Annotated in this window: 11 protein-coding genes and 1 tRNA gene; 4 read left to right on the top strand and 8 right to left on the bottom strand. The window is 64.7% G+C overall.

The window, feature by feature from the left end:
- Positions 1-1,693 precede the first annotated feature (1,693 nt).
- Positions 1,694-1,769: transfer RNA gene (locus A5766_RS20625), tRNA-Ala, on the bottom strand.
- 119 nt (positions 1,770-1,888) lie between these two features.
- On the opposite strand from A5766_RS20625, the gene A5766_RS20620 reads away from it, so the two are divergent.
- Entirely contained in the window at positions 1,889-2,671 is a 783-nt protein-coding gene (locus tag A5766_RS20620) for a hypothetical protein (protein ID WP_064906195.1), read from the top strand.
- Here the strand turns inward: A5766_RS20620 and sepX are convergent.
- From sepX to A5766_RS20595, 5 genes are all read right to left on the bottom strand, one after another.
- Positions 2,628-4,025 (bottom strand): divisome protein SepX/GlpR, encoded by a 1,398-nt coding sequence (gene sepX, locus A5766_RS20615; protein WP_064906193.1) that lies wholly within the window; start codon positions 4,023-4,025, stop codon positions 2,628-2,630. The genes A5766_RS20620 and sepX overlap by 44 nt on opposite strands.
- Positions 4,026-4,187: 162 nt before the next feature.
- On the bottom strand, positions 4,188-4,847 hold the full coding sequence (locus A5766_RS20610) for an SIMPL domain-containing protein (protein WP_064906190.1): 660 nt from the start codon (positions 4,845-4,847) through the stop codon (positions 4,188-4,190).
- A gap of 48 nt (positions 4,848-4,895) precedes the next feature.
- Positions 4,896-5,558, bottom strand: coding sequence for a GNAT family N-acetyltransferase (locus tag A5766_RS20605; RefSeq protein WP_064906199.1), 663 nt, complete (start codon positions 5,556-5,558; stop codon positions 4,896-4,898).
- Between the two features lie 81 nt (positions 5,559-5,639).
- Positions 5,640-6,953, bottom strand: a complete 1,314-nt coding sequence (gene glp, locus A5766_RS20600; protein WP_064870004.1) for a molybdotransferase-like divisome protein Glp — start codon at positions 6,951-6,953, stop codon at positions 5,640-5,642.
- Positions 6,954-7,060: 107 nt separating this feature from the next.
- Entirely contained in the window at positions 7,061-8,017 is a 957-nt protein-coding gene (locus tag A5766_RS20595) for a UTP--glucose-1-phosphate uridylyltransferase (protein ID WP_064870005.1), read from the bottom strand.
- A gap of 162 nt (positions 8,018-8,179) precedes the next feature.
- Between A5766_RS20595 and A5766_RS20590 the strand changes: the two genes are divergently transcribed.
- A complete protein-coding gene (locus A5766_RS20590; protein WP_064870049.1) occupies positions 8,180-8,758 on the top strand; it encodes a 5-formyltetrahydrofolate cyclo-ligase in 579 nt (192 codons plus the stop codon).
- A gap of 20 nt (positions 8,759-8,778) precedes the next feature.
- Here the strand turns inward: A5766_RS20590 and A5766_RS24105 are convergent, their stop codons facing one another.
- A complete protein-coding gene (locus A5766_RS24105; protein WP_082937984.1) occupies positions 8,779-9,126 on the bottom strand; it encodes an FmdB family zinc ribbon protein in 348 nt (115 codons plus the stop codon).
- 107 nt (positions 9,127-9,233) lie between these two features.
- Positions 9,234-10,487: a Na+/H+ antiporter NhaA gene (nhaA, locus tag A5766_RS20585; RefSeq protein WP_064870006.1), complete on the bottom strand. Its 1,254-nt coding sequence runs from the start codon at positions 10,485-10,487 to the stop codon at positions 9,234-9,236.
- A gap of 281 nt (positions 10,488-10,768) precedes the next feature.
- Between nhaA and A5766_RS20580 the strand changes: the two genes are divergently transcribed.
- Both A5766_RS20580 and mscL read left to right on the top strand, forming a co-directional pair.
- The gene (locus A5766_RS20580) at positions 10,769-11,428 is read left to right on the top strand and encodes an SAF domain-containing protein (protein WP_197501564.1); all 660 of its coding nucleotides are present in this window, start codon (positions 10,769-10,771) and stop codon (positions 11,426-11,428) included.
- A 185-nt stretch (positions 11,429-11,613) separates the two neighbouring features.
- On the top strand, positions 11,614-12,447 hold the full coding sequence (mscL, locus tag A5766_RS20575) for a large conductance mechanosensitive channel protein MscL (protein WP_064906187.1): 834 nt from the start codon (positions 11,614-11,616) through the stop codon (positions 12,445-12,447).
- Positions 12,448-12,736: the final 289 nt, after the last annotated feature.

The following is a 12,736-nucleotide window of genomic DNA, read 5'->3' as shown; positions in this document are numbered from 1 at the left end:
TGGGCACAGCTGGCATCCTTCCAGGCCGCCCGGCAGGGCAAGCCAGATCAGATGTCACCTACTCGTGCACCAGCCCCGACGATGTCAGCACTGTAAGCGGCCTCGCGTCGCTTCCTATGGCCAATCGGGCTGGCGGCGGCATCGCTGCCAACGCTTGCTCACAAGCGAGAACCACGGGATTCGGAAGCACTGTTGTGATCGCCTCCCAAAGTGCGCGATCGCCAGTCCAAGCGGCTCGTTCCAGCGCACGAACCACTTGGTCGACATCAACTCCACTTCCTGCGTTCACTGTCGCAAGTGGCGTGAGCTACGTCGAGAGCGAACCGAACTCTCCGATGAATAACTTGGCCTTGCCAACTGTGGTCTGCACGTAGAAAGCCGGCGCTACCGCCGGAAATTCACTGGTCACGAGGATCCTCAAAGTAGTTTCTACGGGTACGACGTCATGTGCATCGCTACGGGCGATGCACTGCAGTCATGAGAGAGAAAGCTGACGCTGGCTTCGCTACCGGCGAAGCTGCTCGACAACCTGAATATACCCTCAGAGTCCGCGACACATCCATTGATTTTCCAGAACGCCGAGATTCAAGAACCCCTCGTGACAGCCTGAGGAGCCCTAAGGCAGGCATCTTCCGCCAATAGCATCAGAAGCAGGAGAGTCGATCTAACAGCCGATCACTCACGGCGGCAGGGCAAAACAGACTATCGGTTCGAGTACATACCCTTACCTGTCCAGCTTGTGGAGCTAGGGAGAATCGAACTCCCGACCTATCCGATGCGAACCGCCGTGCCGCCGACTCTCGGCAATTCTGTTCAGCGACAACGCCGCTGGTCGCCGGAGTGTCAGCGAATAGTGCAGTCCGCTCGATATGCCCGAGTTCGCGGGTTTCGGGTGGGTAAGGGTGGCTGTAGATGATTTGGAGGCGACTGTCACCACACGGCTGTAGAGTCCCGGATCATGATTCGTCGGGTGATCGCGGCAGTAGGTGTAGCTGTCGCGGTGAGCGTTCTCGTCGGCGGTTGTGGATCAGATGACGGCGGCGCTGACGCGCAGTCGACGACGACAGCCATAGCGTCGTCGGCGACGCCTGCAATTCGACCGACGCGGACCTGAAAGACCCAGCGAAGAATCCGGACATGATCATGTGGATGCACGCCCCACGAGTTGAAGATTCCGCCGAGGTGATCGGCGGCTTCGATGTACTGTCGTGTGGCGATCAGTGGAGGTCAGCGCAACCGACCGGAGCTGGTTACTGCACGATCATCGCGCGGTCATCCGACAATCCCGGCTACGACGTCGACGTGAAGCCGCGCCCCGCCCCTCGAATCCGGTCGACACGGTGGGCGACTGCTGAGTCACACGTAACACCCGACGCCGCTGGCGAAGAGCTGGGCCTGGTGTTCCCTGGTCGGGATAGCAGGCTGCGGCCGTCGTCCGGGCGGCCCTTCTGACAGGTTCGAGTGGGTCACGCCGAAGACGTTTCGCAGAACGGTGGCCACGCTGCTCGCCGATGAGATCGGGATGGAGGCGGCGGCCGATCAGCTCGGTCATACGTCTTCGGAGCTCACCCGACGCCACTACGTGCGGCGCAAGTACGTCACAGGCGACGTGCGCCATGTACTGGATCCGGGTGAGCACACAGAAAGACGGCCCCTTCGGCGATGCCGGAAAGGCCGTCTACTCTGCTGCTTCTGGTGGAGCTAGGGAGAATCGAACTCCCGACCTACTCGATGCGAACGAGTCGCGCTACCAACTGCGCCATAGCCCCGGGTGACCACTGCGTGATCAGCCGTAGGTCACTCTAGCAGCCGCCGCGCGCAAGCTCACACACGCCTGGTCGTCGTGGCGACAAGCCGGATGTCGACACCGCTCCGATACCCTCGGCGCGTGGCCACAATGTCCGATAAAGAGCTCGCAACCGCCATCGACCGCGCGGTCGCCATCATCAACCCGATCCTCGATGCACTCTCCTCCTCGGATCCGCTGGGAATCAAGGCAAGCACATTCGACGACGACCCGGGGGACCGTTCTCGCCTCGACAAGCTCCGACACATCGTTGCACGTGGTTTCGATGTCGCCGATTGGCCGGGCACGCGAGGATGGTCGGAGCTGTCGATCAAGGAGCGCGGCAAGTGGTGGGTCGATCGCGTAGGCGCGCTCAACACGATTGCGGTCTCCTACCCCGGAGTCTTCGGCGCGTGGGCCAAAGCTCTGCCGCTCACCAGCGCTCTCGGCTACGCCAACCAGGCCATCGTGCTCATCGCGATCGCTCGCGAGTACGGCGTCACCGACCGCAAAGACCAAGTCCGACTGCTTGCTTCGGTGCTGAGCGGTCGAGAACTGAGTTCCGACGCCGCGGCGAACACCGACCCCTTCGACGACACGTCGTCAACAAACAAGCGTCGCGGATGGTCGGTGATCGGTGGGCTCTGGGAGGTGGCGCAGATCCTGCGCAAGGTCAACGACGAACTCGATCGTCGACCCGGCCCTCCCAAGCTCCTCGGAATGCTCGGCTACATACCGGTTGTCGGCGCCCCGGTGACGTATGTCGGTGAGCGCGTTGCGCTTTGCCACGCCGTCACCGACGCAAGCAAGTGGATCAAGAACCACCCGGAAGCGATCACCGTCAGCCGGCAGCAGCCCGACGGAACTCCTCGTCCTCACGCATGACACGACGCCGCTGGAACGGCGGGATGTGATCGAAAATCGGGTCCTCGTCGTCGATTTCGACGACGACGGCTCCGCCGGGCCTACGCATCTGAGGTGCGGGCTCGGCCACCGGGACGAACTGCGGCGCAGCCATCTCGCGACGTCGACGCTCCTCGTCCTGGCGACGCTGACGCGCCACACGAGCTGCCCGCTGAGCACGTAGCCGCTGCTCGTTGCGGACCGCGCTACGCAGGTATGCCAAGTAGGCAAAGAGCATCACGACGGTGATCCCGGTGGCGATCCAACCGATGAGTCCCAGGAAGGCTCCGAGCGCGATCGAGATGACCACCAACGTCAGCAGCGCGATGGCCACGCGCTGACGCTCGCGGTAGCGAATCTTCCTGTCCTGCTCGTCAAATGACGTACCCGAACGTCGAGCATCACGTGTGCGACCACGTTCGACGACGTGCGTCGGCTCGGCTTGTGCTGCGGCGGAACGCTTGTCGCGCGGCACGGGGTTCTCGTAGCCGTCTACCTCGTCGAGGTAGTCGTCGTCCGCATCCTCCGCGTCGTATTCATCTTCTTCGTCGTAATCGTCTGTGTCGTACTCATCTTCGACGTCGTCCTCGTACTCGCCGTCCGCGTCGTAGTCGTCGTCCGAGCTGTCGTCTTCTACGTCGTAGTCGTCCTCGTACTCGTCGTCCTCAAACTCATCGTCGAGGTCGTCGTCGTACTCGAGATCGTCGTCGTATTCGGCTTCATCCTCGACGTCCGAATCATCCTCGAGCTCAGCATCTTCGGCCTCAGCCTCGGCATCCTCGACCTCGGCGTCGACGACATCTGAAGAGTCCTCGGTGTCCGCAGCCTCCTCGGCCTCAACCTCGTCAGCATCGACCAGTTCGCCGGTGAGCGTGACACTCTCGTCGGACGTCTCGGCATCGTCGGCGTCAGGATCCTCGGCGTCGACATCCTCTGCGTCGAGATTCGCCTCGACGTCCGACTCCGCCTTGGGCGCGTGCACCTTCGCTCCGGTTGCGCGCTTGGTGGTGGTCGCCTTCCGCGACGTCGGAGCGTCGTCGGTGTCGGATTCGGACGACGTCTCGTCGTCGGACTCGGTCTTGTCGAGAAGCGCTGTCGCAGTGCTGCTTGTGGAACGCGACGAGCGCCGCGACGTCCACGACGGGTCGTGGGGATGTGCACCGGCCGAGCGTCGAGCAGTCGAGGTGCGGGTCTTGGTGCCGCCGCGGTGAAGAAGGCGCGTCATGCGCGCGGCTTCCGTCGACTTGCGCATCTGCGGTCGACCCTTGATGACCATGGGAACGAGGACGAAGAGCCACACCACGACGAGGCAGACCCACAGCACGGAATTCGGCATTCGACCTCTCCCTTCAATCACTCTGGTTACACCGGACCACCCAATAATCTAGGTGCGACCATTGCGCGAACTGCGCAGACGCGCCGAGCTCCCGCCAGATTGAAGCGATTCATATGGCTTTCTCAGCCGCCCCGTCCGCCGGCTTACCGGCACTCCCAGCGGCTATCCCGCGACGAATCGCGCGTCCACCGAGACCTCGATGTCGATGTCCTCGGGCCGCAACTCCAACGTCGGCGCGTCAGCGGGCGCGCCCGCGAATGTCACCCGAGCCATCCGTTCGGGTCCACTCGACAGCATGTCCGGGTCGGCGAGCTGCACAGCCCGCACCTCGCCCCGACCCACCGCGTCGGAGTACGCCTGCGCCTTTGCCACCGCATCGTCGACCGCGCGACGTCGAAGTTCCCTCTCATGCTGGGCCCGCCCCTCGCGCGTGACATCCCAACGCACGCCACCGACGTCAACACCCTCGACCGTCGCCCAGGCGTCGATGAACGCATTGAGTTCGTCGAAGTCGACGAACTCAGTGGTCACGCGAATCTTCGTGACGTACAGCAGTTCTCGCGGCTTACCGTTCGCATCGACCGCTCGATACGACCAGACGTGCACCGACTCGCTGTGCCACGTCGACACCGCGGCCCGTGCCTCGAGCGAGGTCAGCGACCCGACGATCCGTCCCTGCACCTCGACAGCGTCGGTGTAGACGGCCTCGCGGTTCGAGCCCGAGAAGTCGATGCTGAGCGAGAGCAGCGCACGCTCGGGCGGATAACTGTCGCGCGCGTGTCCGCGCACCACGATCTCGAGCAACCCCGATGACTCAGCCATACGGCAACCCTACGCAGAAGGACAGGTCGCCCAGACAGGCAACGAGAACTAGCCCTGCAAGAAGTTCGCGCGCCCCGAGCGCACCAGACGCTCGACGGCCCCTTCGGGAACCTCCTCGGCAGTCAGGGCGAACAGGTTGTGGTCGCGCCACCGCTTGTTGACGTCCATATAGCGTTCGAGAAGACCTTCGTGCCGGAATCCGAGCTTGGTCAACACCGCCTGCGACGCCCCGTTCGACGGCTGTACCGTCGCCTCCAGGCGATGCAGCCCCACCGGACCGAAGCAATGGTCGACGCCCAAAGCGACTGCGGCAGTGGCGATTCCCTGACCGAAGTGCGCCTGGTCGATCCAGTATCCGATCCACGCGGTCCGCACAGCTCCGCGTTGGATGTTGCCGACGGTGAGCTGTCCGACGTATGCGCCGTCGAGTTCGATGACGAATGGCAGGATGGTGCCGCGCCTGGCCTCGGATTTGAGGATCGCGTACAGCGGTGGCCACGACGCCGGCTGATGCCGATCGGCCCAACTGCCGACTCCGGTCGGCTCCCACGGCAGTAGCGAGTTCTGGTTGCGGATGCGAAGGTCGCTCCAGCTCTTGGCATCACGAACCCGCACCGGACGCACGGTCACCGCTCCACCACGAGAAAGCAATGGTCCCAACGTCGCCGGCCACCCGGGACTGGCCGGAACACCGCTCAACCATCTGAACACGCCAGTGAGTCTATTCGGTGAATGTTGTCGCGTGACCTGCTCGCGCATATGCGTGGATTCGGAGAAGCACCACGCACGCACTCATCCGCGCTGAGCGAGGAACGCGACCTCGACCTCGTCTCCCGTACCCAACTCCTCGACGTCCGGCTCGACGATGATCAGGCAGTTCGCGTCAGCGAGCTCGGCCAGCAGATGCGACGATCCCGTTGGCGACGCCCCGAGCACCTGCACCAGGTACTCCCCCGACTTCTCGTCGCGCATCAACTGGCCGCGCAGATATCCCTTGCGGCCCGCAACGGACGCGATCGGCCCGATCGTCCGTGCGGTGATCACGCGTCGCATCGGCTGTCGCTTGCCCAGCGCGATCCGGATCAGCGGCCGCACCATGACCTCGAACGTGACCAGCGCGCTCACCGGATTGGCGGGCAGCAGGAACGTCGGCACCTCATCGCGGCCGAGTCGGCCAAAGCCCTGCACCGAGCCCGGATGCATCGCGACTCGCGCGATCTCGAGGTCGCCGAGGTCGGCCAGGGCGTCGGCGATCGCCCGCGAGGCCGTTCCGCCCACCGCGCCGCAGATCACGACGATCTCGGATCGAATGAGTTGCGCCTCAACCACTTCGCGCAGTCGCGACGACTCGCGTTCGGCGAGTCCTACCCGGTTCACATCGGCACCGGCATCACGGGCGGCGGCCGCCAGGGAGTAGCTGTTCACGTCGTAGATCTGGCCGGGGCCGGGAGTGCGATCGATGTCGACGAGTTCGCTGCCCACCGAGATCACCGACAGTCGAGGTTTGGGATGAACCAGCACGCGCGACTGACCGACCGCCGCGAGCAATCCGACCTGCGCCGGGCCGATGATCGATCCGGCACGGACCGCGACATCGCCGGGCTGGACGTCGTCGCCGATTCGTCGAACGTAGTCGCCGCTGTCGACACCGTGCCCGACCTTGACCTTCTGATCGCCACCGTCGGTCCAGCGCAGGGGCACCACGGCATCGGCGAGCGTCGGCATCGGGGCGCCCGTCTCGACGCGTACCGCCTGCCGCGGCTGAAGTCTGGTCGGGGTACGCGCACCCGGCGCAACCTCGCCGACCACGGGAAGCGACACGATCATCGGCTCACCGGGCTCGAGGTCGACCAATTCGGCACCGCCTGCGTCGAATTCGTCGAACTCGTCGGGATCGCTGGGAGCCGACGCTCCGGCGAGCGCCACATCGACGGCCCGCACGGCGTACCCGTCGATGGCGGCCTGGTCAAAACCGGGCATCGGTCGCTCGGTGACGACCTCCTCGGCGCACATCAATCCCTGCGCCTCGGAGATGGCCACCCGTACCGGCCGCGGAGCCACCGCCGCAGCGGTCACCAGCGTCAGATGATCTTCGACGGACCGCATCTCACCTCATCGCCTCGCCGGACACACGTCAGGCAATGACGTTAGCGGCAGTGCCCCTATCTGTGACGCAGGCGCGCTGAGCCGACGTCGAGTCGGACGGCGTCGGTTCAGTCTGCTGCCAGTCGCGCGACGAGCCATTCGCGCAGGTCGGGTCCGTAGTCGTCGCGGTCGAGTGCGAAATCGACCGCAGCTTTCAGGTAGCCGCCGGGGTTGCCCAGGTCGTGACGGGTGCCCTTGTGGACGACGACGTGCACGGGTTCGCCCTCTTCGATCAGCAGCGCGATGGCGTCGGTGAGCTGCAGCTCGCCACCGGCGCCGGGCTTGATGCGACGCAGCGCGTCGAAGATCTTTCGGTCGAGGATGTAGCGTCCGGCGGCCGCGAGATTCGACGGCGCGTCCTTCGGCTCCGGCTTCTCGACCATGCCTTTGAGCTTCATCACATTGGGATTGTTGGCGTCGGGCAACTCCTCAACGTCGAACACGCCGTAGGCGCTGATCCGGTCTTCTGGCACCTCGATCGCGCACAGCACCGAACCGCCTCGACGCTGCCGCGTGCGGGCCATCACCTCGAGGACACCGCCCGGAAGCACGAGGTCGTCGGGAAGGAGGACCGCGATGGCGTCTTCGTCGTCGTCGAGGTACTGCTCGACACAACCGACCGCATGGCCGAGACCGAGAGGCTTCTCCTGGATGACCGAGGCGACCTCGAGCAACGACGGCGCCTTGCGCACCTTGGCGAGCATGGCCGCCTTACCCCGCGTGGCCAGCGTGTTCTCCAGAACGAGATCTTCGACGAAGTGCGCGACCACCCCGTCTTTGCCCGGCGACGTGATGATCAGCAGCCGCTCAGCGCCTGCCGACTTGGCCTCTTCGGCCACGAGCTCGATGCCCGGTGTGTCGACGACCGGCAGCAGCTCTTTGGGGACGGTCTTGGTCGCGGGCAGGAATCTCGTGCCGAGACCGGCTGCGGGCACAACCGCGGTTCTCGGGATAGGCGGGGTGTTCGGTACAGACGAGTACTCGCTGAATTCGTCGGTGCTCGCCTTGCTCACGCTGGACGTCATACCGACACCCTAATGTCGGAGTCTGACGACGTCCGCGCAAAGTCTTGTGGATCACCTGACCGGTGGACGCGCGCGTTGCGGTACACGTCACTTTGGGGCGCTACAGTTCGAATGCAGAGCGGGCGAGTGCAGGTGCAGGTGTGCAGAAAGGCGGAGGTCGCGGTGCCCACCCTCAAGAATCAGTTGCGCGAGGAGATCTCGGCCAAGCGACGCGACATGTCGCCGTTCGCACGCGAGCAAGCCGCAGGTGACCTCGCCGACTGGATCTACGCCGCACCATTCCGACTCGAATACGACGTCACCGTGGCCGCATACGTCCCGATAGGCACCGAGCCGGGATCACCGGCGATGCTGGACGCACTCATCGACCGTGGCGTGAGTGTCTTGGTCCCGATCGTCCCAGATGGCGACCCGGCTCCGCTGGACTGGGTCCGCTACGACGGCGCGACAACACTTCAACCAGGACGCTGGGGGCTGCTCGAGCCGTCGGGCGAACGACTCGGCACAGACGCCGTACACGCGGCGTCGGTGGTGCTTGTGCCCGCTCTCGCGGTGGACAAGACAGGGGTTCGGCTGGGCCGCGGCGCGGGCTACTACGACCGAACACTGATCGGGAGCTCTGCTGAGCTCGTCGCCGTCGTCTACGACGACGAGGTCGTCGACGCTCTACCGTCGGGCAACTACGACGTCCCGGTCGGGTGGGCTCTCACGCCCGCGGGGGGATTTCGGAGACTCAGCTAGGTTCCGAACTCAGCCAGGAGTCAGGAGGACGCAGCGGCACTGCTCTTGGACTCGCTCTTCGACGACGTGCTCGAACCGCTGCTGCTCGACGAGGAACTATCCGACGACGAGCTGCTGCTCGAAGAACTCTCCGACGACGAACCGCCGTCGGATTTGCTGCTCGACGACGCCGCTTCGGAACTCGACGAACCCGAGCGGGAGTCGGTGCGGTAGAAGCCGCTGCCCTTGAACACGATGCCGACCGAGTTGAACAGCTTGCGCAGACGCCCTGAGCACTGCGGGCATTCGGTCAACGAGTCATCGGAGAACGACTGAACAATGTCGAACTTGTTGTCGCACTCCGTGCACGCATACGAGTAAGTGGGCACCGGTACCTCCGAAGACTTTAGTGATTCGCCACTGATTCTAACCAACTCTGGCACTCGTACATTCCGAGTGCCAAACCGGACGTCGCCCTGCGCCGCGGTGAGTGCGCTCAACCCCCGATGACGTCGAGATCGGAGTCGACGACGCCGTCGCGATTCATGTCCGGATCACGGGTCTTGTGCGCATTCCAACGCAGCAGAACAGCGGCCGCGCCCGCCGCGATCAGCGACCCCACGAGGATCGCCCCCTTGGCGGGTGCGGCATGTGCGCCCTCTTCGAAAGAGAGCTCCGCGATGAGTAGGGCGACCGTGAAGCCGATTCCGGTGAGCATCCCCACCGGAATGAGGTCGCGCAATCCGATGGCATCGGGAAGTCGTAGGGGTGTGAACCGGGTCATGAGCGCCGTGGCGCCGAGTACGCCGACCATCTTGCCGACACATAAACCCAGCACGATCCCGATCGAGACCGGCTGGATCAACGGCTCGTCTGCTCCGACCAGTGAGACTCCTGCGGCAGCGAAGGCGAATAGTGGCAACGCCACCGCCGCCGACCAGGGGCGCACCGCCTCGTCGAGTTGCTCGGTGCGCGGCAGTTGCTCACCGCGGATCGTCAGTGCAGGCACGACGAGGCCGAGCAGCACACCGGCGACCGTCGAGTGCACCCCGGAGGCGTGCATGCACGCCCAGGCGACCACAGCCAACGGCAGCAACAACCACCGATACGCGCGTGACAGACGCACGACGACCCCGAACGCCGCGATGGCCAACAGCGCGCAGCCGAGCATCACGAAGTTGATGGAGTCGGTGTAAAAGACTGCGATCACGGTGATTCCGAGGAGGTCGTCGACAACCGCGAGCGTGAGCAGAAACGTACGCAGCGCCAGCGGCAGACCACGTCCGAAGATCGCCAGGACGGCGAGCGCGAACGCGATGTCGGTGGCGGTAGGAATTGCCCAGCCGCGCAACGCTTCTGGATCAAGAGTCCCGACGACCGCCACGTAACACAGTGCGGGCGTGACCATTCCGGCCACGGCAGCGACGATCGGCACCCCCGCCAATCGCATATCGCGCAGGCTTCCGGCGACAAACTCCTGCTTCAGTTCGACGCCGACGACGAAGAAGAAGATCGCGAGCAGACCGTCGGCGGCCCACTCACCAAGCGACAGGTGCAGGTGCAGCGACTCCGGACCGATCTCGTAGGCCAGGAAGTCGTGGTATGCATCCCGCCACGGCGAGTTCGCCAGAATGACGGCAACGGCCGCGCTGACGAGCAGCAGCATGCCGCTGGTGGTGTCGAGGGATAGGTGGCGGCGCAAGCGCTCACGGGCGGGTGGGCGCCCATCAAATGAGCTCTCTGCGGGCATGAATAATCCTGTCGGACGATCCCGGCGCCAAGGCCGAGACGGGTCGAATACGAACCCGGATCAAGGTCCGGGTTGCCGACCAGACTTCCCGGCACACCGAGGACCATTCTCCCCGACGAGCGGCCGCGGCACCACTCGTGCTGGTCAGGCGGCGCGTCAACGTCGGTGTAGGTCGGTCCCGCGCGGCGTCGAGTTATCCACAGTCGGCCGCAGATCGCGGTGTTGTCCACAACCTGCCGCGGGGCCGGTTCCAGCGGCATCCCTGCGGCTACCTTCCGCGCATGCGAACAGCCCGTGGAGACCGTCTCAGCCCGCGCCTCGTCGACCGCCTGGGAGCTGCCGTGCGTCCGGGTTGGGCGAGGTCGCTGTTTATTCGACGTTCCGCTGCCGCACTGCTCGTCGTGGCTGCGCTGGGTATTGCCGTCCTCGGCGGGGCCGAGCACGACGACGAGCCGGTGATGGTCGCCGCCCACGACCTGCTGCCGGGAACCGAACTGGCCGCAAGCGATCTCGTCGTGCGTCGGGTTGCCGGCGGCATGGTGCCTGCGGGCGCACTGCGAATGTCGCGCGACGGCGCAGGCAAGACGGTGACCGGCATGGTCCGGGCCGGCGAGATTCTCACCGACGCACGGCTCCTCTCATCCCGGCTGCCGCAACAGTTGACCGGGTCGGCCGATGCCCGCCTCGTCCCTGTACGCCTTTCCGACGACGCCGTATCGGCGCTATTGCGAGCGGGCGATGTGGTCGACGTCGTGGGGCCGGAGGCCGATGTACTCGCCAAGCGTGCCGTTGTCGCTCTGGGTACCGAACGGCCCGCGTCAAGTGGTCTCGCAGCGCGAAATCAGGCTTCGGCGCCCGTTGTACTCGCGATGGACCAGAAATCGGCACTCCGCGTCGCGGCGGCCGGACTCGACGTCGCACTGGCCGTAATAGTGCATTGACGTGTGGTTTCGCGATTCGTTGCACAGCGTCGAAGATTCATTGCACAGACACAACATGGTTTGGTTCCGCAACGCGCATGCCCAACTCCACTAACATCACGAAGAACGGACTGTGCACCACTGAGCAGATTCCGTCAGTACCTCGCCACAGGCACGTACCACCGACCGAATGAGAGGACCGGAAAGTGCTCAAGGGTTTCAGGGATTTCATCATGAAGGGCAACGTGGTCGATCTGGCCACAGCGGTCATCATCGCCACGGCCTTCACCGCAATTGTCACGGCTTTCACCGACGGCATCATCAAGCCGATCATCAACACCATCCCGTGGAGCCCGAACGAGGCAGACGGCCTCGGATTCGAGTTGGTCAGCGGCAAGTCGTCGACGTTCGTCAACATCGGTGGAGTGCTCACGGCGGTCATCAACTTCCTGATCATCGCCGCTGTCATCTACTTCTTGATCATCGTTCCGTACAACAAGCTCGCCGAGCTCGGCGGCTTCGGCAAGAAGGCCGAGGTCACCGAGGTTGCGCTGCTCACCGAGATCCGCGACCTCATGGATCCCGACAGCGTGTCGAAGGCCAAGGCCGAGGCGGAGAAGGATCTCCCCGACCATCTCAGCGACTCGGGCGGAGGTGACGATGGCTCATCCGGTTCGGGAGCTTCCGATTCCCCCGACACGTATTCGCCGTCCTCCGACGCCTACCCGTCCGGTCGACTCGACGCAGCACCGCCCACCCAGCGCCTCACGACGCCGCCGCCGGCTTCTCAGGCCCCGTACGAGGCGCCGTCGACCTACGGCAACCCACCGTCGTATCAGGCGCCTTCCGGGCAGCCGCAGCAGAACCCGCCGACTTACCCGGCAGGCGGCCCGGGTGCACCGCAACCCGGCTACCCGACGCCGAACCCGGCTCCGGGCAACTATCCCCCGCCCGGCAACTACCCGCCGAGCAGCTACCCGCCTCCGGGATCGCAGTTCCCCGGCGACAACCCCGGCGACTCGGGACGCCACTCCCGCTGATCAGACACCAATCGAAACGGCCACGCCCACCTCGGGCGTGGCCGTTTCGCTATGTCCAGCCGTTTGACAGCGACTTGACCATCGCATCCCAAGGTTCGGTTCCTAGGTTGAAATCCGTTGGCGCTGATCTTGATTCAGAAGGCGCCGACGGAACGTCCCATCAACCCAATGGAGGAGCAACGATGCCTCAGCCTCACGGCAACCAGCGACCGTGACGGCGCTCATCGAAATTCCCCAGTGATGCTCATCTGAATTCCCCACCCGTGTGGCACCGCCAGAGTAGGCGGGC

Source organism: Gordonia sp. 852002-51296_SCH5728562-b, assembly GCF_001665475.1.
Lineage (GTDB): Bacteria > Actinomycetota > Actinomycetes > Mycobacteriales > Mycobacteriaceae > Gordonia > Gordonia sputi.
Note: the sequence above shows the minus strand (reverse complement) of the source record. Positions and strands in the feature narration are given on the sequence as shown.